At 40.5% G+C, this 26,530-nt stretch carries 24 protein-coding genes; 16 read left to right on the top strand and 8 right to left on the bottom strand.

Going from position 1 to position 26,530, the window contains the following annotated elements:
* Positions 1–31: 31 nt before the first annotated feature.
* From ACQRD1_RS10665 to ACQRD1_RS10650, 4 genes are all read right to left on the bottom strand, one after another.
* Positions 32–1,102, bottom strand: a complete 1,071-nt coding sequence (locus ACQRD1_RS10665) for a M24 family metallopeptidase (protein ID WP_235232639.1) — start codon at positions 1,100–1,102, stop codon at positions 32–34.
* Positions 1,103–1,135: 33 nt separating this feature from the next.
* On the bottom strand, positions 1,136–1,774 hold the full coding sequence (locus ACQRD1_RS10660; RefSeq protein WP_235232638.1) for a hypothetical protein: 639 nt from the start codon (positions 1,772–1,774) through the stop codon (positions 1,136–1,138).
* A complete protein-coding gene (locus ACQRD1_RS10655; RefSeq protein WP_427787534.1) occupies positions 1,765–2,502 on the bottom strand; it encodes an MFS transporter in 738 nt (245 codons plus the stop codon). Before ACQRD1_RS10655 ends, ACQRD1_RS10660 begins: the two co-directional genes overlap by 10 nt.
* 253 nt (positions 2,503–2,755) lie before the next feature.
* The gene (locus tag ACQRD1_RS10650; protein ID WP_347376362.1) at positions 2,756–3,631 is read right to left on the bottom strand and encodes a LysR family transcriptional regulator; all 876 of its coding nucleotides are present in this window, start codon (positions 3,629–3,631) and stop codon (positions 2,756–2,758) included.
* 258 nt (positions 3,632–3,889) lie between these two features.
* Between ACQRD1_RS10650 and ilvD the strand changes: the two genes are divergently transcribed.
* A complete protein-coding gene (gene ilvD / locus ACQRD1_RS10645; RefSeq protein WP_347376363.1) occupies positions 3,890–5,560 on the top strand; it encodes a dihydroxy-acid dehydratase in 1,671 nt (556 codons plus the stop codon).
* Between the two features lie 23 nt (positions 5,561–5,583).
* Entirely contained in the window at positions 5,584–6,570 is a 987-nt protein-coding gene (locus tag ACQRD1_RS10640) for an ornithine cyclodeaminase family protein (RefSeq protein WP_235232634.1), read from the top strand.
* On the opposite strand, the gene ACQRD1_RS10635 is transcribed toward ACQRD1_RS10640, so the two are convergent.
* On the bottom strand, positions 6,567–7,451 hold the full coding sequence (locus tag ACQRD1_RS10635) for an AraC family transcriptional regulator (protein WP_235232633.1): 885 nt from the start codon (positions 7,449–7,451) through the stop codon (positions 6,567–6,569). The two genes, ACQRD1_RS10640 and ACQRD1_RS10635, sit on opposite strands and share 4 nt — an antisense overlap.
* Positions 7,452–7,586: 135 nt before the next feature.
* Between ACQRD1_RS10635 and ACQRD1_RS10630 the strand changes: the two genes are divergently transcribed.
* Both ACQRD1_RS10630 and galT read left to right on the top strand, forming a co-directional pair.
* Positions 7,587–8,753, top strand: a complete 1,167-nt coding sequence (locus tag ACQRD1_RS10630) for a galactokinase (protein ID WP_427787531.1) — start codon at positions 7,587–7,589, stop codon at positions 8,751–8,753.
* Between the two features lie 16 nt (positions 8,754–8,769).
* Positions 8,770–10,260, top strand: coding sequence for a UDP-glucose--hexose-1-phosphate uridylyltransferase (galT, locus tag ACQRD1_RS10625; RefSeq protein WP_427787529.1), 1,491 nt, complete (start codon positions 8,770–8,772; stop codon positions 10,258–10,260).
* A gap of 86 nt (positions 10,261–10,346) precedes the next feature.
* Here galT and fucO read toward each other — a convergent pair whose 3' ends face one another.
* Positions 10,347–11,495, bottom strand: coding sequence for a lactaldehyde reductase (gene fucO / locus ACQRD1_RS10620; protein ID WP_235232630.1), 1,149 nt, complete (start codon positions 11,493–11,495; stop codon positions 10,347–10,349).
* A gap of 122 nt (positions 11,496–11,617) precedes the next feature.
* On the bottom strand, positions 11,618–12,169 hold the full coding sequence (locus ACQRD1_RS10615) for a TetR/AcrR family transcriptional regulator C-terminal domain-containing protein (RefSeq protein ID WP_427787527.1): 552 nt from the start codon (positions 12,167–12,169) through the stop codon (positions 11,618–11,620).
* 185 nt (positions 12,170–12,354) lie between these two features.
* On the opposite strand from ACQRD1_RS10615, the gene ACQRD1_RS10610 reads away from it, so the two are divergent.
* Genes ACQRD1_RS10610 through ACQRD1_RS10595 form a run of 4 tightly spaced genes read left to right on the top strand, consistent with a single transcriptional unit; the run spans position 12,355 to position 16,539 of the window.
* Positions 12,355–13,323: an ABC transporter ATP-binding protein gene (locus ACQRD1_RS10610; RefSeq protein WP_427787525.1), complete on the top strand. Its 969-nt coding sequence runs from the start codon at positions 12,355–12,357 to the stop codon at positions 13,321–13,323.
* On the top strand, positions 13,320–14,186 hold the full coding sequence (locus tag ACQRD1_RS10605) for an ABC transporter permease subunit (protein WP_427787523.1): 867 nt from the start codon (positions 13,320–13,322) through the stop codon (positions 14,184–14,186). The genes ACQRD1_RS10610 and ACQRD1_RS10605 overlap by 4 nt, the downstream gene beginning before the upstream one ends.
* A gap of 9 nt (positions 14,187–14,195) precedes the next feature.
* Entirely contained in the window at positions 14,196–15,632 is a 1,437-nt protein-coding gene (locus tag ACQRD1_RS10600; RefSeq protein ID WP_427787522.1) for a Gldg family protein, read from the top strand.
* A 37-nt stretch (positions 15,633–15,669) separates the two neighbouring features.
* Positions 15,670–16,539 carry a DUF4340 domain-containing protein gene (locus ACQRD1_RS10595; protein WP_347376369.1) on the top strand — a complete coding sequence of 290 codons (870 nt, stop codon included), beginning with the start codon at positions 15,670–15,672 and terminating at the stop codon, positions 16,537–16,539.
* 17 nt (positions 16,540–16,556) lie between these two features.
* On the opposite strand, the gene ACQRD1_RS10590 is transcribed toward ACQRD1_RS10595, so the two are convergent.
* Positions 16,557–17,831 carry a chloride channel protein gene (locus tag ACQRD1_RS10590; protein ID WP_427787520.1) on the bottom strand — a complete coding sequence of 425 codons (1,275 nt, stop codon included), beginning with the start codon at positions 17,829–17,831 and terminating at the stop codon, positions 16,557–16,559.
* A 430-nt stretch (positions 17,832–18,261) separates the two neighbouring features.
* Here ACQRD1_RS10590 and aspS point away from each other — a divergent pair, with 430 nt between their 5' ends.
* From aspS to ACQRD1_RS10550, 8 genes are all read left to right on the top strand, one after another.
* On the top strand, positions 18,262–19,596 hold the full coding sequence (gene aspS / locus ACQRD1_RS10585) for an aspartate--tRNA(Asn) ligase (protein WP_427787518.1): 1,335 nt from the start codon (positions 18,262–18,264) through the stop codon (positions 19,594–19,596).
* A 53-nt stretch (positions 19,597–19,649) separates the two neighbouring features.
* Positions 19,650–20,645 (top strand): hypothetical protein, encoded by a 996-nt coding sequence (locus ACQRD1_RS10580; RefSeq protein ID WP_235232622.1) that lies wholly within the window; start codon positions 19,650–19,652, stop codon positions 20,643–20,645.
* Between the two features lie 11 nt (positions 20,646–20,656).
* Positions 20,657–20,950, top strand: a complete 294-nt coding sequence (gatC, locus tag ACQRD1_RS10575) for an Asp-tRNA(Asn)/Glu-tRNA(Gln) amidotransferase subunit GatC (RefSeq protein WP_235232621.1) — start codon at positions 20,657–20,659, stop codon at positions 20,948–20,950.
* Positions 20,951–20,965: 15 nt separating this feature from the next.
* A complete protein-coding gene (gene gatA, locus ACQRD1_RS10570) occupies positions 20,966–22,435 on the top strand; it encodes an Asp-tRNA(Asn)/Glu-tRNA(Gln) amidotransferase subunit GatA (RefSeq protein ID WP_235232620.1) in 1,470 nt (489 codons plus the stop codon).
* A gap of 2 nt (positions 22,436–22,437) precedes the next feature.
* Complete coding sequence (gene gatB / locus ACQRD1_RS10565; RefSeq protein WP_427743823.1) at positions 22,438–23,871, top strand: Asp-tRNA(Asn)/Glu-tRNA(Gln) amidotransferase subunit GatB; 1,434 nt, start codon at positions 22,438–22,440, stop codon at positions 23,869–23,871.
* Positions 23,872–23,991: 120 nt separating this feature from the next.
* Positions 23,992–25,404, top strand: coding sequence for an amidophosphoribosyltransferase (locus tag ACQRD1_RS10560; RefSeq protein WP_235232618.1), 1,413 nt, complete (start codon positions 23,992–23,994; stop codon positions 25,402–25,404).
* A gap of 163 nt (positions 25,405–25,567) precedes the next feature.
* On the top strand, positions 25,568–26,272 hold the full coding sequence (locus ACQRD1_RS10555; protein ID WP_235232617.1) for an ABC transporter ATP-binding protein: 705 nt from the start codon (positions 25,568–25,570) through the stop codon (positions 26,270–26,272).
* Positions 26,273–26,297: 25 nt separating this feature from the next.
* Entirely contained in the window at positions 26,298–26,429 is a 132-nt protein-coding gene (locus ACQRD1_RS10550; RefSeq protein WP_235232616.1) for an NAD(P)H-dependent oxidoreductase, read from the top strand.
* Positions 26,430–26,530: the final 101 nt, after the last annotated feature.

Here is a 26,530-nt window from a genome sequence, read left to right as displayed (position 1 = left end):
GTGCGGTTTAGAAAATGGAGAACAGTAAACTTTAGTCTAAAACCATAAGTTCTTTTGGAAAATGTGTCAATATTTCTATACCGGTTTCAGTGATAAGAACCGTATCTTCAATACGAACACCGCCCCATCCCGGGATATAGATTCCAGGTTCCATGGTAATTACACAACCAGGTTTCATGGTCTTCGTACCGTAATTTCCAAGGAAAGGTTCTTCGTGTAGATCAAGACCGACTCCATGGCCGATTCCTGCATAATAGTATTCTTCATATTTTGCAACTTTTTTTCGGATCTCTTCATCAGGTTTTGTTGCGTGAATGCCAGGCCCCATGAACTGAAGCCCTGTTGCCTGACCTTCTTTTACCAACTCATAGATCTCTTTTTGTTTTTCAGATGGAGTACCGACAATAAAGGTACGAGTGGTGTCGGAAATGTATCCATTGTACATTGCTCCATAATCAACAAGGACGAAATCACCGTTTTCAATTTTTTTATCACTTGGTTTTCCGTGCAGTAGAGAGGTTTTTGCACCAGAGATTAAGATTGTTTCAAATCCAATGTCATGTGCTCCATGCATTTTCATGTTAAATTCCAGACGCGCACACAATTCTCGTTCTGTTACCCCTGCTTTGATATATGGAACCAGTTCTTCTAAGGCTTTATCTGCAATTTCGCATGCAATACGTGTATTTGCAATTTCTTCTGATGATTTTGTATAACGCAATTCTTCGATAATATTTTGAGTCGGAATGAAATTAATTCCGTGAGAACTCAATCTTTTCTCAAGATCAGAGTATTTGTCATATGTAGTAAAACATTCTTCAAAACCGAGACGCTTAATGCCTGCTTTCACACAGATGTGCTCCAATGCTTTCGGAATGCTTCGGTCAAATAAATGCCAGTTCACAATTTCAAAATCCGGGCAAGATTTTTCAGCGAGTTCTGTGAAACGGCTGTCCGTAATCAGATATTTTCCTTGTGGACAAATGACAACATATGCCAGTTCATCCGGATATCCGGAAATATATTTCACGTTAGATTCTTTGGTAATATAGATGCCGTCAAGTCCTTGATTTTCTAAGATGTCTAATAATTGTTCTGCCATGATATTCGTTTGCAACCTCCCAATTCTTAAGCTTTAGTTTCCATCAGACATTTTTTCAAGTTTTTTGTTTAATGCGAGCAGTAAAAAGTCGATGATTAAAAGACATACAGGAATTACGATAAATACCTGTAACATTCCTAATTTTGAAATTACCAGTTCTACATAACCAGATAATTTATTTGCAACAAACATACTTGCAAACCATACGCCCATCAACAGAGAAGCATATTTTGCAGGTGCAAGTTTATTAACCATACCATATCCGACAGGTGCAAAACACATCTCACCAATACTCTGGAAGGTAATAAAAGCAAGAATGAAAAGAACGCTTGCTTTTGGTCCTTCACCTGGAACTGTACCGGTTTTCATTACAGCAACAATCATAAATGCAAATGCAATTGCCAGGAACAAGAATCCTAAGCTCATTTTCTGAGAGATGTTAAAATCTCCTTTTTTAGATTTTGATTTTTTCATCCAGATAGCTGCCATGATTGGTCCAAGAATTACACATAGAAGACCATTATAGGAATCGATCCATGCAGTTGGAATCTGGAAATTTCCGATTTTTAAATTAATAAATTCCTGCATATACAGAGCGATTGACATAGACGCCTGGTTATATGCAATCCAGAAAAAGATAGTGAAAAAGGCAAGAATCAGGATTACGCACATTCTGCGCTTTTCTGGCTGAGTAAGTGGGATAGAAGCAAGTTCTTTTTTCTCTTCGAGACTTTTTTGGCAGAATCAGCGTGATGAAGATCCTTCAGGACAAATTTTTGACCTATGGCAAAGAATAATGCACCAGCCCAGATTACAATAGCTGTGATTAAGAATACTGTGCGGTATCCATATTCCAGGATCTCGCCACCCTGTTTGGTCGCGAACCATTGATTGGCTACGAGTCCACAGAGGAATGGTCCAAATAACACACCGATATTTGTAAAGGTATAGGTCATTGAAAAAGCACCGTCTCTGCGAGGATCATTATTGCCATAGAGGCTTCCGACTAATGTCTGAGAAGTACTTTTGTACAGACCGCTGCCGATAACACAAAGCACGATTATAATCTGAATGGTCGACTTGCTGTGTGCGGTAAAGGCAAGAAAATATCCAGTTCCAGAAGTAAGCATTCCAAGAATTACACAAAGTTTAGGTCCTAAAAAGCGGTCGCTGATCCAGCCCCCGACTACTGGTGAAAGATAAGAAAATGCCATGAACGATGCCAGCAATGATGTTGCTTCCGCATTGCTTAAGCCAAGACCTCCGCGTGCGGTCTCTTCGGCCATGAATAAAAGTAAGACCAATTTCATTCCGTAATAGGAGAAGTTGGTGAATGTAAAAATTGATCCACAAAAATACAGTGCTTTTGGCTGTTTATTTGTGGCGCTTGAGTTAGTCATAATGTTTTCCCTCCTAGGTCATAAATGCTCATGGCTCGTCAGCCTTTTTGAAGTCTAGACAATTAAAAAGTTATACTGTGGTTTAAACCTTAGTCTGTGAACTAAAATAGCAAGACAAGATGAAAATGTCAATAAACAAAAGAATAAAAGATGAAAATTGTTGAAAATGCACAAAAACTGAAGAATCTGAAGATGGTATTAAAAATACCGAGTCCTAAAGGACTCGGTAAAAATGTCAGTTGCTATGAAAAATCTATGAAAAAGACAGACAGTTCTTACTCCATTCTTCGACATAATCCAGGAATTTTATAGTTGCAAGAGTTGGAGGTGTCTTGGTATAAGCTACCCCAAGTGTACGGAAATAGTGCTCCGTAAATGAGCGGATGCAGACATCAAAAGGAGCATTGTATAAAAGCAGCTTTGGCAGAATTGTAATTCCAAATCCTTTTTCCACCATCTTGAGCGTTGCAAAATCTTCGTTTAAGCGATAACGGATTTTGGGAGTGATGTTATTCAGTTCAAAGATCTGCCCCGTCTCGTAATCAAGTCCGTCCGATGAAAGAACGAAATTTTCATGGTTGACGTCTGATAACGATACAGCAACTTTGTCTGCGAGGGGATGATCTTTTGGTGTCACCAGCATCAGTTCATCTTTTCCGATTGGGATGAATGGAAGGTCTGGAACAGAGTAGTGGGAGACAAAGATACAGTCAAGCTTGTTCTCCTGTATTTTTTCTTTTAAGGGATTGAAGCCATCCACAGTCAGTTCAAATCGGATATTAGGATATTTTTCAGAAAAAAGCTTTAAGATATCCGGGAGCCAGTGGTAAGAGACGCTTTGAATCGTACCGATACGGATGTATCCGCTGTCAAGGCTGGTAAGATTGGCAGCAATCTGGGAGATGCGGTTTTCTTCTGCGCAGATGATTTTCAGAGATTCCAGGATTTCCTCGGTGTTTGGCATTAATTCCATGCCATGTTTGGAGCGCTTGAACAAAGGGAATCCCAGCTCTTTTTCATAGCCTTTGATTGCCTGGCTGATAGCAGATTGCGTGTAATTCAATTGGGCGGCTGTTTTTGAAATGCTGTGGGTTTCGCAGACATTTAAAATGATTTCGTACTTGTTCATGATGGATTCCTCGCTTGTGTATAATGAATGTGGGTTGCTCGATCTGTAATATTAAGAAAACTTACTATATATATAAGTAAAACTGATTTCTCGTTTATGTTATGACATATTTACGTATATATAAGAAAAACTGAAGGATGACTTTAGCAATATGTTCTTTTCTGATATTTTCTGATGCTTTATTATATACATAACTGATAAAAATTTGTCAAGCTATATAGTAAAACAGGACAGGAAAATGAAAAGGAGGACATGCATATGGGTACTGAATTCTGGAATGGTGCGGAGGCTGCACACAGAAGAGTTATGATGAAAGCGGCCGGATATTCTGATAAGGATATTCGCAAAAAGCCACATATTGGTGTGCCAAATTCTTTTATGGAAGGCTCACCTGGATCTGCACATCTTCGTCAGATCGCAGAAGCGGTAAAGCAGGGAATCTGGGCAGCAGGCGGAATCCCGGTTGAGTTCGGAATTCCGGCAACATGTGGAAATATTGCCAATGGAGCGGAAGAATTAAAGTATGAGCAGGTAGGACGAGATATTGTAGCAATGTCAGTTGAGTTTGTCACTCGTGTACATAATTTTGACGGACTTGCAATGATAGCGTCATGTGATAATATTATAGCAGGATGCTATATGGCAGCAATGCGGCTGGATATTCCATCTATGGTTGTAACAGGAGGTTCTATGCAGCCGGGCCAGTATTGCGGTAAGACAGTAGTGGAAGCGGATCTGGATGCAGCTCGTTTCTCCGGTTCTACGGAAGAAGAACTAATGGAGATGGAAGATAATGTGTGCCCGTCTTTTGGCGCATGTCCTTCCATGGGAACGGCAAATACGATGCAGATGTTAGGAGAAGTAATGAATCTGGTCCTTCCCGGAACATCTACGATTCCGGCATCTGATAACGCAAAGCTTAGAAAAGCCAGAGAGGCCGGAAAATATATTGTTGAGATGGCAAAAGCCGGAAGAAAACCATCTGATCTGATTACGAAAGAGACTCTTTTAAATGCGATTATGTTCGATATGGCGGTTGCCGGATCTACCAACGCGGTGCTTCATATTCTTTCCTATGCGTATGAACTGGGCATCAAACTTACGCTGGAAGATTTTGAAACATATGCAAAAGAGATTCCGTGTATCAATGCAGTTGTTCCAAGCGGTCCGTACACGGTAGTAGATTTCCATTATGCCGGTGGTGTCATGAATGTCATGAAGATGTTGGAGACTAAACTATATACGGATGTTCCAAGCATGTATGGAACTACATGGGCAGAGATGCTTACAAAAGTAACACCTCAGGAAAATAAAGTAATCCACTCATTAGAGCGCCCGCTGTTCAATGAACCTGGTCTTAAGATCTTAAGAGGAAATCTCTCTCCAAACGGTGCAATCGTAAGACCGACAGCTGTATATGAAGAAGTGAAGTACATGAAGGGAAAAGCAAAAGTATTTGACGGTGACAGGGCTGCATTTGAAGCAATTCAGGCTGGTGAGATTGTTCCTGGAGATATCATCGTCATCCGATATGAAGGCTGCAAGGGTGCGCCTGGTATGAAGGAACTGATGCTTAGTATTGATGCATTGATCGGTCTGGGTCTTCATAAGAGTGTAGGGCTTATCTCAGATGCAAGATTTTCAGGATTTAACTTTGGAGCTATTATTGGACATGTGTCTCCAGAAGCATATGATGGAGGAAATATCGCTCTTGTAGAGAATGGGGATGAGATCGTCATTGATATTCCAAACGGAGAAGTATCTATGCTTGTATCAGATGAAGAGCTTGCAAGGAGAAGAGCAAACTGGGTATGTCCACCATTGAAGGAAGAAAAAGGATGTCTTAATATTTATGCAAAGATGTGCCGCCCGGCAGAGGAAGGCGGAGCAATGCAGCCATGGGATCTGGATGCAAAATTCCACAGATAAGAAAATAATTGGAGGAAAAAGATATGTTATTATTATCAAGAGAGGATATCAAGAAAGTATTTACGATTAAAGATGCGATTGAAGCTGATAAAAAGGCATTTCAGCTGGTAGTTGAAGGAAAATGTAATGCACCGCTTCGTACCAACATTCAGGCACCGAAATATGACGGATGTTTCTTATTTATGCCGGCATATGTAGAAGAGATGGATACAGCTTCATTGAAGATTATCAATATCTTTCCACATAATATTGACAACGGAATCCCGTCTTCTCCGGCGCAGGTGTTGTTGATTGATGGTAAGACCGGTGTTGTGACGGCAGTGTTAGATGGTACTTATGTTACACAGCTTCGTACCGGAGCAGCTTCCGGGGCAGCGTTTGATGTGCTGGCAAAGAAGGAGTGCAGAATCGGTGCACTGATCGGTACCGGGGGACAGGCAGCAACACAGCTGGAAGCAATGATCGCAGCCAGAAAATTAGAAGAAGTAAGAGTGTATGATCTGAATCTGGAACGTACACAGGCATTTGCAGCCCGTATGCAGGAAGAGCTGAAAGATTACGGAACAAAAATTGTTGCAGTAGAATCATCCGATGCAGCAATTGATGATGCAGATCTGCTGATCACAGTCACACCATCTTCAAAACCAGTATTTGATGGAACAAAGATTAAGAAAGGATGTACCATCAGCTGTGTAGGTGCATATCAGCATCATATGCAGGAGATGGATCCAGCGATTCTTCCTCGTGCTTCTAAGATATATTTTGATTCTGAAGATGCAGTTTTATCAGAATCCGGTGATATTCTGATTCCATTGGAAGAAGGAATCATTACCAAAGAAGACTTTACCGGTGACCTTGGAAATGTAATCAAAGGAGAACTGGTCGGACGTGAAAATGATGATGAAATCATTGTTTTTGAAACGGTTGGTGTTGCAACTCAGGATCTGGTAGCAGCAAAAGAAATCTATGAAAAAGCCCAGGCAGCAGGAGTAGGAACCAATTGGGGCTAATCAGATAGATTTTTGCGGTATTGACTGGGAGAGCATCCCATATATCTTTTAAATATTTGTCCATAGTAAGCCGGCGTGGAGAAACCAACCATGCCGGCTATCTTTGTGACACTTTCTCCTTCCTTTAATAAGGAAAGACTGTTTTGAATCCTCAAAAACAGAATATATTCGAAAATAGTCATTTTCATGTATCTTTTGAAGAAGCGACAACATTCACTTTTGCAGATATTGATATGGTCGGCTACATCATCCAGAGTAATATCCTGTGCATAATGTTCCTGGATGTATGTCAGGATATCTTTCAGACGCTGCAGATGCTTGGGTGTGTATTGTTCATCGGCAGGAAGAGATGCGTAGTGAAGATATAATTTCTGCCAGATGCCAGTTAAAATCAGATGTAGCTGAAGCTCATAATCAGAAGGAGGGAGCTGAGACAGTTGGTAGATTCTCTGTATCTGCCAAATGATATCCTGCTGCCAGTCAATTGTCATTCCCAGCTTTAAAGAATGCCAGGATTCATGAGAAGTGATATAATCAACGTACTTTGTCTGAAGCAGGCTGTTCTCATATCCATAGATAAATCTTGGATGAAATGTAATCGAGAGGTAATTGCAGTCTTGTCCGTCTATCATGTAGCCAGAGTGAAGTGAATTACTATTGCAGAATAAACCTTCTCCTTCAGAAAGGAGATACTTTTGATCGTTTACATAATATTCGATCTGGCCGGACATGATCCAGGTCAGTTCGATTTCGGGATGCCAGTGCCATAGAAAAGAACCCTGTTCGTATGACTGTATTTTTTCGAGACTTATATGAACAGGAAATTCATAATTTCCGTGCTGTTTGATTTCTTTTTGGTCCTTTTTGGTATGTATCTGCATAAATAGTCCCCATTTCCTCAATATCCTTATAATTCTTTCTAATATCTTTATTGTGTCAAATGTATAATCTCATTATAATCATAAATTAAGGAAGGTAATTATGCAAGCGTAATATAAGCAATGGAGGTTGTGAGGATGACGGAGAAGCTGATTCAGAGATTTAAAGAGATGTATGGAAAGGAAGGAGAAGTGCGTGCATATTTTGCACCAGGACGCGTAAATCTGATCGGAGAACATACCGATTATAATGGCGGGCATGTATTCCCATGTGCACTGACCCTTGGAACTTATGGAATTGTAAGAGACAGAGAAGACAGAGTGTTACGGTTTTATTCTGCAAATTTTGAAAAACTTGGTGTGATTGAGACAAGTCTGGATGATTTGATCCCAGATAAGGCTGCTGGCTGGACCAATTATCCGAAGGGAGTTATGTGGGCCTTTGAAAAAAGAGGATATCAACTGACTCACGGAATGGACATTCTGATATATGGTAATATCCCGAATGGATCAGGGCTTTCTTCATCTGCATCACTGGAGGTACTTACCGGATTGATCTTAAAAGACACTTTTGGATTCGAACAGGTATCTATGATTGATGTGGCACTTATCGGCCAGGATTCTGAGAATAATTTTAATGGCTGTAACTGTGGAATCATGGATCAGTTTGCAAGTGCCATGGGCAAAAAAGATCATGCTATTTTCCTGGATACAAATACATTAAATTATGAGTATGCTCCGGTTGTTCTGGAAGATGCTAAGATAGTCATTACGAATAGTAAGGTAAAGCACAGTTTGGTGAATTCTGCATATAACGATCGAAGAAATGAATGTGAGACGGCATTAAAAGAACTTCAGTCTGTAGTTAATATTAAGACACTGGGAGACCTGACAGAGGAAGAATACGAAGCACATAAGGACGCAATTAAAGATCCGGTCAGACAGAAAAGAGCAAAGCATGCAGTCTATGAAAACCAGCGGACCATCCGTGCAGTAGAAGCCTTAAAGAACAACGATGTAGAACTTTTTGGAAAATTGATGAACGCTTCTCATAAATCCTTGAGATACGATTATGAAGTGTCATGCGGAGAAATTGATATTCTTGTGGATCTTGCGCAGGCGATGCCAGGGGTAATCGGCTCCAGAATTACAGGCGGCGGATTCGGCGGCTGTACAGTCAGCATTGTGAAAAATGATACTGTGGATGCTTTTATCCGTGAAATCGGCAAGACATACCAGGAAAAAGTAGGACATGAGGCAGAATTTTATGTGGTAGAGATTGGCGACGGAGCAAAGATTATATAAATATGGAGGAAGAAAGATGTTATCGGAAAATATCAAAAAACTGGTCGAATATGGAATACAGACAGGCCTGACACCGGAAGCGGAACGCATCTATGCTACCAATCTTTTGCTGGATGTATTCCAGGAGGACAATTATGAAGATGTTGAGATTGGTGAAGGAGAGATTGAGCTGGAGCCTGTATTGAGAAATTTGTTGGATGAAGCCGTAGCGCGTGGCTTGATTGAAGACAGCATCGGATACAGGGATCTGTTTGATACAAAATTGATGAATTGCCTGATGCCAAGACCTGCACAGGTGCAGGATACATTTGCAAAGAAGTATGAAATCTCTCCAAAAGAAGCAACGGATTATTTTTATAAATTAAGTCAGGACAGTGATTATATCCGTCGCTATCGTGTGAAGAAAGATATGAAGTGGAAAGTAGATTCTCCATATGGGGAGATTGATATTACGATCAATCTGTCAAAACCGGAAAAAGATCCGAAAGCGATTGCGGCTGCAAAGAATGCAAAAGCAAGCAGTTATCCGAAGTGCCTGTTATGTATGGAAAATGAAGGATATGCTGGACGTCTGAATCACCCGGCCCGTGAGAACCACAGAATCATCCCGGTCACAGTCAATGACAGCAAATGGGGATTCCAGTATTCTCCATATGTATATTATAATGAGCATTGCATTGTATTTAACGGACAGCATGTGCCGATGAAAATAGAACGTGCGACATTTGTGAAATTATTTGATTTCATCAAACAGTTTCCACATTATTTCCTCGGATCGAATGCAGATCTTCCAATCGTAGGCGGCTCAATTCTTAGCCATGACCATTTTCAGGGTGGAAATTATACCTTTGCCATGGCAAAAGCACCTATTGAGAAAATTGTAACTATTTCAGGATACGAGGATGTAGAGGCCGGTATCGTAAAATGGCCTTTGTCTGTTCTTCGAATCAGAAGCAAAGATGAAAAACGCCTGATTGAGCTGGCAGACCATGTACTGACAGTATGGAGAGGGTATACAGATGAATCGGCTTTCATCTATGCCAATACCGATGGAGAACCACACAATACCATCACACCGATCGCAAGAAAGGTCGGAAATGTCTATGAACTGGATCTGACTCTGAGAAACAACATTACAACCAAAGAACATCCCCTTGGAGTCTACCATCCACATGCACAATATCATAACATTAAAAAAGAAAATATCGGTTTGATCGAGGTTATGGGTCTTGCAGTATTGCCAGCCAGATTAAAAGAAGAATTGGAAATCTTAGCAGATTATCTTGTGAATAAAAAAGATATCAGAAGCAATGAAAAGATTGAAAAGCATGCCGAGTGGGCAGAACAATTCCTTCCAAAATACGATCATATTACAGAAGAAAATGTAATGGACATCCTGAAAAAAGAAGTGGGAATTACATTCACCCACGTACTCGAAGACGCAGGCGTATACAAATGCACACCAGAAGGAAGAGAGGCATTCCTGCGATTTGTTGCGGAATTGTAATGGTATTGGGGACGAAGAAAAGTGAGATAGTATCTCCTTCCTCGCCCCGTACCCATTCTACTTATTCAAACATCCCCATCAAAATCCTATAACAAAGACCGGAACAGGGCAGCGATATCTTCCACGGAAGTCTCTTTTGGATTACCTGGGCGGCAGGCATCTGCATATGCGGATGCCGCCAGGAATGGAATATCTTCTTCTTTTACAATGTCTTTTAGATCTTTTGGAATTCCGACGTCTTCGGCCAGTTTCTTAACTGCATCGACGGCAGCTTTTCTGTATTCTTCCTGAGACATATTTTCGACACCTTCAACACCCATAGCGATTGCGATATCTCTATATTTAGTTCCAGTTGCTTCTGCATTGTATTCCATAACGGTTGGAAGCAAAATTGCGTTTGCAATTCCATGTGGAGTATCATATTTTGCGCCAAGTGTATGAGCCATGGAATGAACAATTCCAAGACCTACGTTGGAGAAGCCCATACCGGCAACATACTGTCCCAGAGCCATATCAGCACGTCCTTCCGGAGTATTTGCAACAGCACCTCTCAAAGAGCGGGAGATGATTTCAATAGCCTTGATGTGGAACATATCGGATAATTCCCATGCGCCAGCAGTAATGTATCCTTCGATGGCGTGTGTCAGAGCATCCATACCAGTTGCAGCGGTCAGTCCTTTTGGCATACTAGACATCATATCTGGATCAATAATTGCAATTACAGGGATATCATGTGGGTCAACACACACGAATTTTCTGCTTTTTTCAACATCTGTAATAACATAGTTAATAGTGACTTCGGCAGCAGTTCCAGCTGTAGTAGGAACTGCAATAATTGGAATAGATTTATTGGGTGTATTAACGGCACCTTCCAGACTTCTCACATCTTCATGCTCTGGGTTCGCAATGATAATGCCGACTGCTTTTGCAGTATCCATGGAGGAACCACCGCCAATAGCGATAATATAATCTGCATTAGATTTTTTGAAAGCTTCCACACCTGTCTGAACATTTTCGATGGTTGGATTTGGTTTGATGTTGGAATAGAGTATATATTCGAGATCATTTTGATCTAATACATTCAGTACTTTCTGGGTAACACCAAATTTTACGAGATCAGGATCCGAACATACAAAAGCTTTTTGGAATCCTCTGGTTTTAGCTTCGGTTGCAATGTCATTGATTGCACCAGCTCCATGATAGGATGTTTCATTTAAAACAAACCTGTTTGACATAATGCATCTCTCCTTTATAATTGCTTTGTCATAATTATAACAATGTGCTGAAATCAAGAAAAGTTACAGAAAAAGCCACCTGTCACAAAAGTGACAAGTGGCTAAATGTGTAACGTATAGATTTAACAAATATCAGAAAATAATTCTTCCAAAGGTCTTGGAAGTGCGAGAATCAGTAGATTGGCAATCGCTTCTGGTTCCATATTCATGTTTTTTCGCACCCATTCGACCGTCATATCAATCGAACCACGACAATACATTTCTAAGAGAAAGACAATGTCACGATTGGGGGATTTTCCGGTTTTTTCTTTAATTATATTGGTATAAAATTCCAGAATACATTCATAGTCATATTGCATCAGTGAATTGTAGTCACGGGATTGAAAGGCGGAAATAAAGAAACGTTTTTCATTTTGAATAAACTGGAATTTCTTAATAAGCCCTTCTTTTAATGTGCAGCCGGAACCCATCTGACGAAAAGAACGATCGGCGAGCTGGCTAAAATGCCAGTTGACCAGATCATACTTGTCTTTAAAATTTCTATAAAAAGTTTGGCGTGTCATGCCACTGGTCTCGACAATCTCTTTTACAGTTATTTTGTCTAGTGGCTTTTTTTCCATTAGTTGTTTTAAAGAATCGATGAATCTATTTCGAGTTTTATCTAAGTTGTCCATTATGCATAATCTCCGATGTCAAAAATAATAAATCTAAAATCATTATAGGATTTTTGAAAAGGAAGTGCAATAAAAAGAGCATTATTTTGACGAAGGAATTCACAGAATAAACATAAAATCATCACATACTTTTCAAGGGATTCCCTTATATTGGTAGAAGATTTTGTTTGATAGGAGGAGAGACATTGATAGAAGTAAAGAATCTTACGAAGAGATATGGCAGGCATCTGGCAGTGAATCATCTGAATTTTACAGTGAAAAAAGGGCAGATCTATGGCTTTCTTGGACCAAATGGGGCTGGAAAATCAACTACAATGAACATTATGACAGGATATTTGGGAGCTACAGAAGGGCAGGTACTGATTAACGGGCATGATATTTTGAAAGAGCCTGAAGAGGCTAAAAGGTGTGTTGGCTATCTGCCAGAGATACCACCTCTGTATACAGAGATGACGGTAATGGAATATCTTCGATTTGCCGCAGAGTTGAAAAAGATACCGAAGAAAGAGAGAGAAGCACAGATCGGGGCAGTTATGAAACTTACGAAACTGCAGCCTGTGAAGGATCGTCTGATCAATAATCTATCCAAAGGATACAAGCAGAGAGTAGGGCTGGCACAGGCTATCTTAGGATTTCCAGAGATTATTATTCTGGATGAACCTACGGTAGGTCTGGATCCAAAGCAAATTATAGAGATTCGTGAACTGATTCGTAAACTCGCTAAGAATCATACGGTGATCTTAAGTTCGCATATTCTTGCTGAGGTAAGAGAAGTGTGTGATTATATTTTGATTATTGCAAATGGGCACCTTGTAGCGAGTGATACTCCTGAGAATCTGGAAAATTTGATGAGTGGGACGAATCATGTTGAGATAGAAGCAAAAGAGACGGAAGAAGCAGTAAAGAGAATTTTGAATAAGATACCGGAAATAAGAAAAGTAAAATATAAAAAGACGGATCATCAGACCTTGATTGCGGAGATTGAAGTAAAGGGGCAGATAGATATCAGGGAGAAGCTCTTTTTTGCATTTGCCGGAGAAAAATTACCGCTTTTAACATTAAAACTGAATAAATCTTCATTAGAAGAGATTTTCCTTGAACTGACACAAGAAGGAAACAGTAGTAAGTTTAAGAAAGGGGATAAGAGACAATGAGGGCAATCTATAGACGAGAACTGAAATCCTATTTTCATTCCATGATAGGTTATGTATTTATCGCATTTTTAGTGGCATTTACCGGAGTGTATTTTATGGCATATAACCTGAATTATGGATACCCGTATTTTTCATATGTATTGTCTGCAACTATATTTATCTATCTAATTGCAATTCCGATTCTTACCATGCGAAGCTTTGCTGAGGAACGTAAGAACAAAACGGATCAGATGCTATTGACTGCTCCGGTTAGTTTGTTTCAAGTTGTAATGGGAAAATATCTGGCTATGGTAACTATTCTGTCGATTCCATGCGCGATTTATCTGATTTTTCCGCTGATTATTAAGACACAAGGGACAGCGTATATTGTGATTGATTATCTTTCTGTCTTTTTACTGTTTTTATTGGGATGTGTATATATCGCTATCGGGATGTTTATTTCCTCGTTGACGGAGAGTGTTATCATAGCAGCGATTGGGACGTTTGGAGTATTGATGGTGTTGTACCTTTGGAGTGGAATCCTAGATTTCCTTCCGACCTCTGCGCTGGCAAATATGCTTGGAATCATTGTGATTTTATCCTGTGTGGTATTTGCTGTATGGCAGATGACGAAAAACTGGGTGATCAGTGTAGCGTTGGAACTGGCTGCAGTGGTCGGATGTGTGATTACCTATATGATAAAGTCGACCCTGTTCGAGAGCCTGTTGTCTGAGATACTGGGAAAAGCAGATCTTACGAATGTATTTAATAGTGTGGCATCTAATCATCTTCTGGATGTAAGCGGAGTAATATTATATCTGACGCTCATTGCAGTATTCCTTTTCTTTACCATGCAGATGATACAGAAAAGACGTTGGAGTTAGGAGGAAATTATGCTGGAAAAAATAAAGAAGATTTTTAGAAGTGGGACTTCCAGGAATGGAAGTTACAGTGTTGGCATGATTGCACTGGTGATTGCGATTGCAGTTGTAATAAATCTAATAGCCGGACAGCTGCCAGAAAGTATTCGCAGTATTGATGTCAGCGACAATAAGATATATGAGATTTCAGATACAACAAAAGATTTGCTGAAAAAATTGGACCAGAAAATTTCCTTTCAGGTATTTGCAGAGAAAGATTCCACAGATGAACGTATAAAAACGTTTCTTAAGAAATATGCTGAATTATCTGACAATATTGAAGTGGAATGGATTGATCCGGTATTGCATCCTTCTGAACTTACAGAAAACAATGTGGATTCAGATACGATCTTGATTACCAGCGAAAAGACAGGGAAAAGTACTTCCGTTTCCTTTGGGGACATTTTAGTGTATGATGAGTATTCCTATTATATGACGGGCAGTGTTTCTGCGACTGAATTTGACGGAGAAGGACAGCTTACCAGTGCTGTCAATTATGTGACCAGTGATACGATAAAAAAAATATATTATACGACAGGACATGGAGAGAATACATTCTCTACATCAGTATCAGATCTGCTGGGAAAGAATAACATGGCAGAAGAAGAGTTGAATCTGATGATGCAAGGTGAGATACCAGAGGATTGTGATTTGTTGTTTCTATATGCTCCAATGAAAGATATCACAGAAGATGAAAAGACGTTGATTGAAAATTACATGTCAAAAGGTGGAGATGTGTTCCTAATGCTGGGAGAGACAGATGATGCGACTCCGAATCTTGATACACTTCTTGAAGAATATGGCATGGAGTGTGAGGATGGCTATATTGCTGATATGCAGAGATGTTATCAGGGAAATTATTACTATATTTTCCCTCAGATCAATGGATCAGAAGAAATGATGAAAGGAATGTCTTCTGGAATGGTACTTTTGGTAAATGCACATGGATTTCATGTGACAGATCCTGCAAGAGAGACAATCACTGTGACATCATTCATGACTACATCTTCTGAGGCTTATGCTGTCACCGAAGATGAAGAAAAGCAGGGAACATATACGTTGGGAGCTGTCGCTGTTGAAAGTGTCGGAGCAGAGGATGAAGAAGACAGTGAAGAGACGAACAAGGAAAAAGATATGGAGAGCCGTCTTACAGTAATCTCTGCTGACAGTATGATCGATGCTCAGATTACAGATAGCTTTTCGACATTGGAGAACCTAGATTTATTCATGAATGCATTGTCTGCTAATTTTGATGATGTGCAGAATGTGGCAATTGAGCCAAAGAGTCTGGAAGTAACTTATAATACCATGCAGCATGCCGGAATTATAAGCCTGCTTGTGATTTTTGGAATTCCACTCATTATATTGGTGTTTGGATTCGTGCGTTGGTGGAAGAGAAGAAAAGCATAGCATAGGAAAGGAAAGATTCATGAAGCAGAAAAAAAGTATGTTAATATTAGTAGGAATTCTTGTGGTTTTAGCAATCTTGTATATTGGTCTTCGCTTCTGGAATCAGAAGAATTCCAGGGAAGAGGAAGAAAAGATTGCTGTCACCGAGGAAGTGAAATTGTTGGGATTGTCTTATACAGATGGGACAGATACTATGGCCTTCAAAAAAGAAGATGGAATATGGTATTATGAAGCAGATCAAGAGATTCCGATGAATCAGACCACAGTAGAGGATATTGTATCGAAAGTGGAGAATCTGTCAGCCGTTCGAGAGTTAGACAACCCAGATGATCTTGCGGATTATGGATTGGAGGAGCCGGCATATACCATTCGTTATACCACAGAAGACGAAGAAGAAAGCATTCTGTACATTGGAAATACTACTGGTGAAAATTATTATGTGACTATTAATGATACAAAGAAAGTGTATACGATTACCAGTGATTTGGTAACCAGCCTTCAATTTGATCTGTCTGGACTCGTAGAGAACGATTCAGTTCCGTCTATTGGAAGCGGTAATCTGAAAAAAGTAGAAGTTACAGAAGATGGAATGACCGATACATATGAAGAAGAAGGAGAGTTAGGAGAGCTGGCAGGTGGATTCGGGACCTTGTCTCTGACAGAATGTGTAGATTACCACGTAACAGAAGAAAAGCTTCTACAATACGGTCTGGACGAAGAAAACAGGATTACGGCAGTTGCAACTTATCAGGACTCTTCAACAGAAAAAGAAGAAACATTTACTGTATATATTGGGAATGTAGAGGAATCTGGTACATATCGTTATATTATGGCAAAGGATTCCAAAATGGTATATCAGGTGAATAAAGATATTGTGAAAAATATGATTACAGTTGAAGAAAAGTAAAATGGGACGGGGATTTTTCAAAAACCCCCGTCCCCATATTGCTTGAAGATACTTTTTTGTGACGTGAAAATGGAATTATTAAAGTTAAAGATAAATGAAATAAAGCATACGACTGAGAAAAATGGAAGCATAGAATAGCCGAAGCTTTCTACGCCTACCAAAATTGCGGCTAACAATGTATTGGTTCCACTGCTGAAGACAGCAGCAAATCCCAGTGCAGCACCAAACATCGGATCTAATCCAAGCATTGGAGCAATCACATAACCGAGGCAGGAACCGATGGAAAAAAGTGGAGCAACCTCTCCGCCCATAAATCCAGAAGATAATGTCAGAATTGTGAGCAGCATCTTCAAAAGCCAGTCGTAAAAATATATGACATTTTCATCTCCACCAAAACAGAGAGCAGTTAGATTAGATCCTGTACCGCAATATCTTCCCTGATGAAGAAGTGCCATTAAGACGGCAAGAATAATGCCCATGATGATGGCTTTCTTCAATGGAGAAGAAAAAGCAAACATTAATTTCAATCGCATATAACGCAGAAGCAAGGCAAACAGAGATCCAACAACACCAAAGATCAGTCCCATAAGGGCGATTTTTAGAAGTAAAACAATATCATAATTTGAAGGATGGATGTTCAATGTGTCTAAAATATTGATGTAGAATTTGCGAAGTCCCAATGCACGGGAAGTATAGGCAGCACTTAAAGAGGCAACCGTTGCCGGAATCAGTGCGTGATATTCCAGCTTTCCGGCGACGAGGACTTCCAATGCAAAAAAGATGGCGGCAAGTGGAGTGCAGAATAGTCCTGCAAATCCAGCAGCCATACCCGTGATCAGGAACATTTTCTGACTGTCCTTTATATTAGTTACTTTATCAATCAGGCGACCGACATTATTAGAGACAGCAGCTCCGATCTGTACCGCAACGCCTTCTCTTCCGGCACTTCCGCCGAACAGATGAGTTAACCAGGTGGCAATCATTGACAGTGGAACCATCCGTATCGGAAGACCTACTTTATGACCAAAACCGACTTCAAAGACCAGCTTCATTCCTTTGTTGGCATTTTTCCCAAAGCGCTTATAGATCAGACAGATAAAGGCCCCTGTGGCTGGCAGAAATGGAAGAAGATACCAGAAGTATCGTTCTCTGATGGCGGTACATTTAAAAAGAATGGTTCCAAAAGCAGCATCAATAATACCTACCAGAATTCCAATGACCAGACCGGCAACTGCAAGCAAAAAGGTGTCTTTATAATATTTTGAAATATGTTTTATTAATGTTTTTAACACGGTGATAACCCTCATTCCTTGATATTCTCTCTATTTCATTATATCTTTCAGTAAAAAATGTGCAAGTATGATTTTTTGCTTGCAATCAGAAAATACATGTGATAACATATATAACAAATTTTAATTTATTAAAGTAAAGCGTTGAAAGAGACTCTGTTCTTTGGAACTTGACAGGAATGAGGCGTCACCGACTGAGAGCGCCCCTTGAGGAATAAGAACGATAGGGAACACTCTGGAGCAGACTGGTTGAACTTAAGTAGGTCAGTACGTTGGCGCACGTTACGCGTAAGAGAGGAACCTGATACAGGTTCAATGCGGGTGGTACCGCGGATAGCGAAGATGATATCCGTCCCGGAATACGTATGTATTCCGGGACGTTTTTTTGATATTTATCGGCTGTTCGTCCCGGGAAGAAAAGGAGGAAAAAAGCATGGATTATTTAACAGGAGTAAAACCAAAAGAAACGCTAGAAATCAGTGAATTGCTAGAACAGGTAAAACCTGGACAGAAAGTAAAAGTTAACGGTGCGGTTCATACAATTCGTGATATGGGCACAGTGGCTTTTGTAGTTCTGAGAAAAAGAGAAGGACTTCTTCAGGGAGTGTATGAAGAAGGAATTGCCAAATTTGATTTGAAAGATATCAAAGAAGCAGCAACGATAGAAGTAGAAGGTGTGTTGGAAGAGAATGAAAAGGCTCCGAATGGAATTGAGATTCGTATGGAGACGCTTCGTATCTTGAGTGAACCTGTTGATGAGATGATGCCTTTGGCTATTTCTAAATGGAAACTGAATACTTCTCTGGAAGCAAAACTTAACTATCGTTCGATAGCACTTCGTAATGTCAGAGAACGTGCCAAATTCAGAATTCAGGAGGGACTTACCAGAGCATTTAGAGATTTCTTGTATAGTCAGGGATTTACAGAGATTCATACACCAAAGATTGGAGCAAAAGGTGCAGAAGGCGGTGCCAACATCTTTAAACTGGAATATTTTCATAGACCGGCAGTACTTGCCCAGAGCCCACAGTTCTATAAACAGATGATGGTAGGAGTGTTTGACAGAGTGTTCGAGACGGCTCCTGTATTCCGTGCTGAGAAACATAATACCAAGCGCCATCTGAATGAATATACCAGTCTCGATTTTGAGATGGGGTATATTGACGGATTTGAAGATATTATGGCGATGGAGACTGGATATCTTCAATATACTATGGAATTGTTAGAAAAAGAATATGCAAAGGAATTGAAAATATTAGGCGTTACGCTTCCAAAAGTTGACAAGATTCCGGCGGTTCGTTTCAGCGAAATCAAAGAAAAAGTTGCTAAGAAGTATCAGCACAAGATGAGAAATCCATTTGATCTGGAACCGGAAGAGGAACAATTGATCAGTCAGTATGCGAAAGAAGAATGGGGCAGTGATTTTGTATTTGTGACTCATTATCCGTCAAAGAAACGTCCGTTCTATGCAATGGATGATCCAGAGGATACCAGATATACTCTGAGTTTTGACCTTTTGTTCCGTGGTATGGAGATTACGACCGGCGGACAGCGTATTCACGATTACAAGATGCTGACAGATAAGATTGAGGCAAGGGGAATGTCTCAGGAGGGAATGGAACAGTATCTTGCAACATTCAAGCATGGAATGCCGCCACATGGTGGAATCGGAATCGGGCTGGAACGTCTGACAATGAAACTGATCGGGGAAGACAATGTAAGAGAGACCACATTGTTTCCACGAGATTTAAGCAGACTGGAACCATAGTATTTTAATAGGATAAAAGAAAAAGGGGACAGGTATTCAAGAGAGGAAAGTATATGTTTGGAAGAAAATGTACGTTATGTGGGGGAAAGTTAGACAGAAGAGGAATCTGTACGGAGTGTGGACTGGATAATAACAAATCAGAAAAAAACTATCATGTCAATCAAAGCAGCTGTGATAACATGCCGATGACACATGTCCATGAAGATGAGAAGAAGCCTTCTTATGTTAAGAAGAATACACAGGATCGACAGGCCCAGAAGGTTCAGAAAAAGAAGAAGTCAAAGCGGCCCAGAATTATCGCTTTTGCAATGCTGATAATCATTGCGGGGATGATTATCTTCAGTGTTGTAAGTTATCTTATGCAGACAGTGCTTTTTGATTCCGATGACTCTTATTATACTGACTATGAATATGATCCATATGCAAGCCTGGATAAGGAAAATCCTGAGTCTGGGGATGAGGCAGAATATGAACTGCCTTCAGGGACTTATATAGTAGGTCTTCATATCCCGGCCGGTGATTATGAAGCAGTTGTTCAGTACGATTTTGATGCGATTCAAGTGTCTGATTATGAAAATGGAATATATCTATATGAGTATGCGGGACAGGATGAAGAGAATTATCTGGATGATCTTAGGTTGTTCGATCATGCAATCCTGACCATATCATCTGAAACCAGCGTGACACTGAAAACGGAAAATGCACAGCCGCTCTCTGTAAATGGAATTGCAAATCCAGTCATAGATTCCTACGAAATCACAGATAGTGGAACCCGGACGGCAGGTGTGGATTTTGCTGCGGGAATATACGATCTGGAACTTCTGGAAGGGACAGGTGCGATTAATCTTGTAATCTATGCCGAAGATGGAAATGAATATAGTTATGAAAGCATCTATCTTGGTGAGGATCAGTCAGATGGTAAAGAGTATAAGTACATGGTAATTCCAGAAAACACCCAGATTACCTGTGAAGAAGGTATGAGACTTATAATGACCCCGAGCGAGACGATAGAATCGACAGATTATCTTGGCTTCTATACGAGATATTAAGGAGGAGAATTATGGCAAATAAAATATCAGATGAGACAATAGAATATGTTGGCATTTTGGCAAAGTTAGAATTGTCTGGTCAGGAAAAAGAAGATGCCAAGGCTGATATGGAAAAGATGTTGGATTATATTGATACATTGAATGAACTGGATACAGAGGGGATAGAACCAATGTCTCATGTATTTCCGGTCAATAATGTATTTCGAGAGGATGTTGTAGAAAATGGCGATGGCAGTATCGATACTCTTGCCAATGCACCACTTAAGAAAGACAACAGCTTTAAAGTACCGAAAACTATTGGATAGGAGGAAAACAGCAAAATGGATATTACAAGTTTGACAGCCGTAGAATTAGGAAAAAAGATAAAAGCAAAAGAAATATCTGTTGTGGATGCTGTGAAGGCTTCTATCGAACAGATTGAAAAAGTAGAAAAAGATGTCCACAGTTTTGTGACGATTGACCGAGAAGGTGCGCTCGAACGTGCCGAAGAAGTACAGAAGTTAATTGATGACGGAACATTGACAGGTCCACTGGCTGGTGTCCCGGTTGCTATTAAAGATAACATGTGCACAAAAGATATGCTGACGACTTGCAGTTCTAAGATCTTAGGTAATTTTAAACCGACATTTACTGCGGAAGCAGTGAGAAATCTTGAGAAGGCAGGAGCTGTAATTATTGGAAAGACGAACATGGATGAATTCGCCATGGGAAGTACTACCGAGACTTCTTATTATGGAGAGACAAAGAATCCATGGAATCTTAAACATGTTCCGGGGGGCTCGTCCGGTGGTTCCTGTGCAGCAGTGGCAGCAGAAGAATGTCCGTATGCATTAGGGTCTGATACGGGTGGTTCGATTCGTCAGCCCAGCTCTTTCTGTGGAGTTGTCGGAATAAAGCCAACTTATGGAACGGTATCCCGATATGGACTGATCGCTTATGGTTCTTCTCTGGATCAGATTGGACCAATTGCCAGAGATGTAACGGATTGCGCAACGATTCTGGAAGCTATCGCATCTCATGATCCAAAAGACAGTACTTCGATTGCACGGGAAAAATATGATTTTACCAGTGCACTGGTAGAAGATGTAAAAGGTATGAAGATTGGTATTCCAAAAGATTATTTTGGAGAAGGACTAGATCCCGAAGTAAAAGAAAAGATTCTGGATGCTGTGAAAGTACTGGAAGAAAAGGGAGCCATTGTAGAGGAATTTGATCTGAACCTTGTTCAATATGCAATCCCGGCATATTATGTCATTGCATCTGCAGAAGCAAGCTCTAATCTGTCACGTTTTGATGGCGTAAAGTACGGATACCGTACCGAGGAATATGAAGGACTTCATAATATGTACAAAAAAACACGTTCCGAAGGGTTCGGCCCAGAAGTAAAACGTAGGATCATGCTTGGATCATTCGTGTTAAGCTCTGGTTATTATGATGCATATTATCTGAAAGCATTAAGGACAAAAGCGTTGATCAAGCAGGAATTTGACAAAGCATTTTCAAAATATGATGTCATCATTGCACCGGCAGCGCCGACGACAGCTCCAGAGCTTGGTAAGAGCTTAAGTGATCCGTTGAAAATGTATCTGGGCGATATCTATACGATTTCCGTTAATCTTGCAGGCCTTCCGGGAATCAGTCTCCCGGTAGGAACAGATTCCAAGGGACTTCCGATAGGAATGCAGATTATTGGAGATTGTTTTGAGGAAAATAAGATTATCCGCGCAGCATATACACTGGAACAGACCAGAACTTATGAGAGACCAGAACTTGTGAAAGGAGGCAGATAATTATGGCAAAACAGTATGAGACAGTCATCGGACTGGAAGTCCACGTAGAACTTGCAACCAAGACCAAGATCTTCTGCTCCTGCAGCACAGAGTTCGGAGGTGCGCCGAATACCCATACCTGTCCGGTATGTACCGGTATGCCAGGATCTCTTCCTGTTTTGAATAAGCAGGTTGTAGAGTATGCAATGGCTATTGGTCTGGCAACTAATTGTGACATTACAAAGGTATGTAAATTCGACCGTAAGAATTACTTTTATCCTGATAACCCACAGAATTATCAGATTTCTCAGTTGTATCTTCCGATTGCAAGAAATGGTTATGTTGAGATAGAAGTGGGAGATACGAAGAAGAAAGTCCGCATCCATGAGATGCATATGGAAGAGGATGCCGGAAAACTGATCCATGATGAATGGGATGACACTTCTCTGGTAGATTATAACCGAAGTGGTGTTCCGTTGGTAGAGATCGTATCAGAGCCAGATATGCGTTCTGCAGATGAAGTCATTGCTTATCTGGAAAAATTGCGTATGATTATCCAGTATCTGGGAGCATCCGATTGCAAATTGCAGGAAGGTTCCATGAGAGCGGATGTGAACTTGTCTGTCAGAGAAGTCGGAACAGAAAAGTTCGGAACCAGAACGGAGATGAAGAATCTGAATTCATTCAAGGCCATAGCAAGAGCTATCGAAGGAGAGCGGGAACGTCAGATTGAACTTCTGGAAGACGGCAAAGAGGTGGTGCAGGAGACCAGAAGGTGGGATGATAATAAGGAATCTTCACATGCAATGCGCTCCAAAGAGGATGCGCAGGATTATCGTTATTTTCCAGAACCCGATCTGGTGCCGATCGTGATCAGCGATGAGTGGATTGAGAAGATTAGATCCCAGCAGCCGGAATTCCGTACGGAAAAACTGGAAAGATACAAGAAAGAATTCGATATTCCACAGTATGACGCTGAGATCATTACCGGCTCAAAGCATATGGCAGATATCTTTGAAGCAACAACTGCCATATGCAAGAAACCGAAGAAGGTATCGAACTGGCTGATGGTGGAGACTTTACGTCTATTGAAAGATAACGATATGGAGCCGGAAGATATTCGATTCTCACCGGAAAATCTTGCAAAACTGATTGAGCTGACAGAAGCAGGAACCATTAATAGTTCTGTCGCAAAAGATGTGTTCGAAAAGATATTTGTAGAAGACATTGATCCGGAGAAATATGTAGAGGAACATGGACTGAAGACTGTCAATGATGAAGGTGCTCTGCAGGAAGTTCTGGAAAAAGTCATTGCAGATAATCCGCAGGCAGTAGCTGATTATAAAGGCGGCAAAGAAAAGGCTCTTGGAGCTCTTGTCGGACAGACTATGAAGGCCATGAAAGGAAAGGCCAATCCCGGAATGGTAAATCAGAAGTTAAAAGAGATGTTAAGTTAATATTAGACAAGGCTATCTGCCTGTGTTACAATTGTACCGGAGAGAAATACCATCGGTGTACAGAGATGTCTGTACACCGATGTTGTTGACAAAATACATATTCAGAAAAGGAGAGGTCATATGGGAGGATTTTTTGGTGTAGCATCAAAAAGGGACTGTGTTCTGGAGCTTTTTTATGGAGTAGATTATCATTCACATCTTGGAACAAGACGAGGAGGAATGGCAACTTATGGGGAAGAAGGTTTTAACCGTGCCATTCATAATATTGAGAACTCCCCGTTTCGTACAAAGTTTGACCGAGATGTCAGCGAGATGAAAGGACATCTTGGAATTGGCTGTATCTCAGATTTTGAACCACAGCCATTATTGATTCGTTCAAAACTTGGAAGTTTTGCAATTACAACGGTAGGAAAAGTGAATAATTATGATGAATTATTGAATCGTTTGTATGAAAGTGCAAATTCTCACTTCCAGGAGATGACGAATGGACAGATCAATGTCACAGAATTGATGGCAGCATTGATCTGTGAAAAAGATTCTATCTTAGAAGGAATCAAATATGTTCAGGAGCTGGTAGACGGTTCTATGACGATGTTGGTTATGACAAAGGATGGAATCTATGCGGCCAGAGACCGTTATGGGCGGACTCCGCTGGTGATCGGTCATAAGGACGATGCTTATTGTGTATCTTTTGAAAGTCATGCGTATATCAATCTTGGATATACAGACTATAAAGAACTGGGACCTGCAGAAATTGTTTATATTACACCGGAAGGTGTTGAAGTATTAAGTGAACCACAGAAAGAGATGAAGATCTGTTCATTCCTGTGGGTATATTATGGCTATCCGACTTCATCTTATGAAGGTGTCAATGTAGAAGAGATGCGTTACAAATGCGGAAGCATGCTGGCAAAAAGAGATGGAGATTCCGTGCATCCGGATATTGTGGCAGGAGTTCCGGATTCTGGTATCGCCCATGCAATTGGATATGCCAATGAATCGGGGATTCCGTATGCAAGACCATTTATCAAATACACGCCTACCTGGCCAAGATCATTTATGCCGACGAATCAGAGCCAGCGTAATCTGATCGCGCGTATGAAACTGATTCCGGTTCATGCATTGATTGAGAATAAGAAGCTTTTATTGATTGATGACTCCATTGTACGTGGAACACAGTTGAGAGAGACGACGGAATTCTTGTATCAGAGTGGAGCTAAGGAGGTACATGTCCGTCCGGCATGTCCGCCGATCATGTACGGCTGTAAGTATCTGAACTTTTCCCGTTCCAAATCAGAGATGGAACTGATCGCCAGACAGATGATCAAGAAACGGGAAGGGGAAGATGTCCCTAAGGAAGTATTAGAAGAATACTCCAATCCGTGCAGCTGCAAATATGCACAGATGATTGAAGATATCCGCAAGCAGCAGAATTTTACAACACTTCGATATCACCGACTGGACGACTTGCTAGCATCTATCGGAATTGAACCATGTAAAGTATGCACCTATTGCTTTGATGGAAAAGAATAGAATAAGATATTGTATGATAAAATGACTCATGGCAAAACAGCTATGAGTTATTTTTTTACTCTAATTTTTAGATTTCTTTAAGAATTGTTTTATAAATCAACATTTTTCTTTCCTTATTGTACGTGATATAATAAATACAATAATTCATTTTCGGAGGTATGGTATGGGTGAATTTGTCTCATTAGAGAATGTAAAAAAGATATATAAGATGGGAGAAGTTGAGATTATGGCGGCAGCCGGAATCGATTTTCAGATAGAACGAGGGGAATTCGCGGTTGTTGTCGGACCCAGCGGTGCCGGTAAGACGACAGTCTTAAATATCCTTGGAGGAATGGATACAGCGACATCGGGGAAGGTTATGGTGGATGGAGAGGATATTGCCAGATATTCCCAGAGGCAGTTGACGGCATACCGGCGGGATGACATTGGTTTCGTTTTTCAGTTTTATAATCTGATTCCGAATCTGACGGCATTGGAAAATGTAGAATTAGCACTTCAGATCTGTAAGGATCCCATGGACGCGGCAGAAGTATTAAGAGAAGTGGGGCTGGGCGAAAGGCTTGATAACTTCCCGGCACAACTGTCTGGAGGGGAACAGCAGAGAGTGTCTATAGCCCGTGCACTGGCAAAGAATCCGAAGCTGTTGTTGTGTGATGAGCCGACAGGAGCATTGGATTACAATACGGGAAAATCCATTTTGAAACTTCTGCAGGATACCTGCAGAGAGAAAGGGATGACGGTTATTCTGATTACGCATAATCAGGCAATCGCACCGATGGCAGACCGGGTCATTAAGATTAAGAATGGAAAAGTATCCGATGTGGTGATAAATGAACATCCGGTATCGGTAGAAACAATCGAGTGGTAGAAATCATTTTTCTAGAGGAATATCAATGAAAGTATTAGTACTGTGCGGAAGTCCGCATAAAGATGGAACAACTAATGCATTGGACTTCGACAGGAATGTTTATAAAAAGTTTATAATTTTAACAGAATTGTTAGCACTCTTTTTGAAAGAGTGCTAATTTTCTATTGACATTTAAATTTATCGGTATTATCATATCTTTTGAGCAAAACAAACGGGGTATTCCCTGTTTCAAAAATATATAGAAAATAATCTAAAATA

Origin of the sequence: Bariatricus sp. SGI.019 (genome assembly GCF_050315235.1) — a bacterium.
In the GTDB taxonomy this organism is placed as follows: domain Bacteria; phylum Bacillota; class Clostridia; order Lachnospirales; family Lachnospiraceae; genus JAFBIX01.
This window is presented reverse-complemented; position numbering and strand designations above follow the sequence as displayed.

Coding starts and splice junctions, on each gene's coding strand:
- aspS (WP_427787518.1), top strand. CDS start 18,262: ATGGATTATTTAACAGGAGTAAAACCAAAAGAAACGCTAGAAATCAGT.
- galT (WP_427787529.1), top strand. CDS start 8,770: ATGTTATCGGAAAATATCAAAAAACTGGTCGAATATGGAATACAGACA.
- ACQRD1_RS10595 (WP_347376369.1), top strand. CDS start 15,670: ATGTTAATATTAGTAGGAATTCTTGTGGTTTTAGCAATCTTGTATATT.
- ACQRD1_RS10660 (WP_235232638.1), bottom strand. CDS start 1,774: ATGTGCGTAATCCTGATTCTTGCCTTTTTCACTATCTTTTTCTGGATT.
- ACQRD1_RS10650 (WP_347376362.1), bottom strand. CDS start 3,631: ATGAACAAGTACGAAATCATTTTAAATGTCTGCGAAACCCACAGCATT.
- ACQRD1_RS10580 (WP_235232622.1), top strand. CDS start 19,650: ATGTTTGGAAGAAAATGTACGTTATGTGGGGGAAAGTTAGACAGAAGA.
- fucO (WP_235232630.1), bottom strand. CDS start 11,495: ATGTCAAACAGGTTTGTTTTAAATGAAACATCCTATCATGGAGCTGGT.
- ACQRD1_RS10640 (WP_235232634.1), top strand. CDS start 5,584: ATGTTATTATTATCAAGAGAGGATATCAAGAAAGTATTTACGATTAAA.
- ACQRD1_RS10600 (WP_427787522.1), top strand. CDS start 14,196: ATGCTGGAAAAAATAAAGAAGATTTTTAGAAGTGGGACTTCCAGGAAT.
- ilvD (WP_347376363.1), top strand. CDS start 3,890: ATGGGTACTGAATTCTGGAATGGTGCGGAGGCTGCACACAGAAGAGTT.
- gatA (WP_235232620.1), top strand. CDS start 20,966: ATGGATATTACAAGTTTGACAGCCGTAGAATTAGGAAAAAAGATAAAA.
- ACQRD1_RS10665 (WP_235232639.1), bottom strand. CDS start 1,102: ATGGCAGAACAATTATTAGACATCTTAGAAAATCAAGGACTTGACGGC.
- gatC (WP_235232621.1), top strand. CDS start 20,657: ATGGCAAATAAAATATCAGATGAGACAATAGAATATGTTGGCATTTTG.
- ACQRD1_RS10630 (WP_427787531.1), top strand. CDS start 7,587: ATGACGGAGAAGCTGATTCAGAGATTTAAAGAGATGTATGGAAAGGAA.
- ACQRD1_RS10605 (WP_427787523.1), top strand. CDS start 13,320: ATGAGGGCAATCTATAGACGAGAACTGAAATCCTATTTTCATTCCATG.
- ACQRD1_RS10635 (WP_235232633.1), bottom strand. CDS start 7,451: ATGCAGATACATACCAAAAAGGACCAAAAAGAAATCAAACAGCACGGA.
- gatB (WP_427743823.1), top strand. CDS start 22,438: ATGGCAAAACAGTATGAGACAGTCATCGGACTGGAAGTCCACGTAGAA.
- ACQRD1_RS10555 (WP_235232617.1), top strand. CDS start 25,568: ATGGGTGAATTTGTCTCATTAGAGAATGTAAAAAAGATATATAAGATG.
- ACQRD1_RS10560 (WP_235232618.1), top strand. CDS start 23,992: ATGGGAGGATTTTTTGGTGTAGCATCAAAAAGGGACTGTGTTCTGGAG.
- ACQRD1_RS10550 (WP_235232616.1), top strand. CDS start 26,298: ATGAAAGTATTAGTACTGTGCGGAAGTCCGCATAAAGATGGAACAACT.
- ACQRD1_RS10615 (WP_427787527.1), bottom strand. CDS start 12,169: ATGGACAACTTAGATAAAACTCGAAATAGATTCATCGATTCTTTAAAA.
- ACQRD1_RS10655 (WP_427787534.1), bottom strand. CDS start 2,502: ATGACTAACTCAAGCGCCACAAATAAACAGCCAAAAGCACTGTATTTT.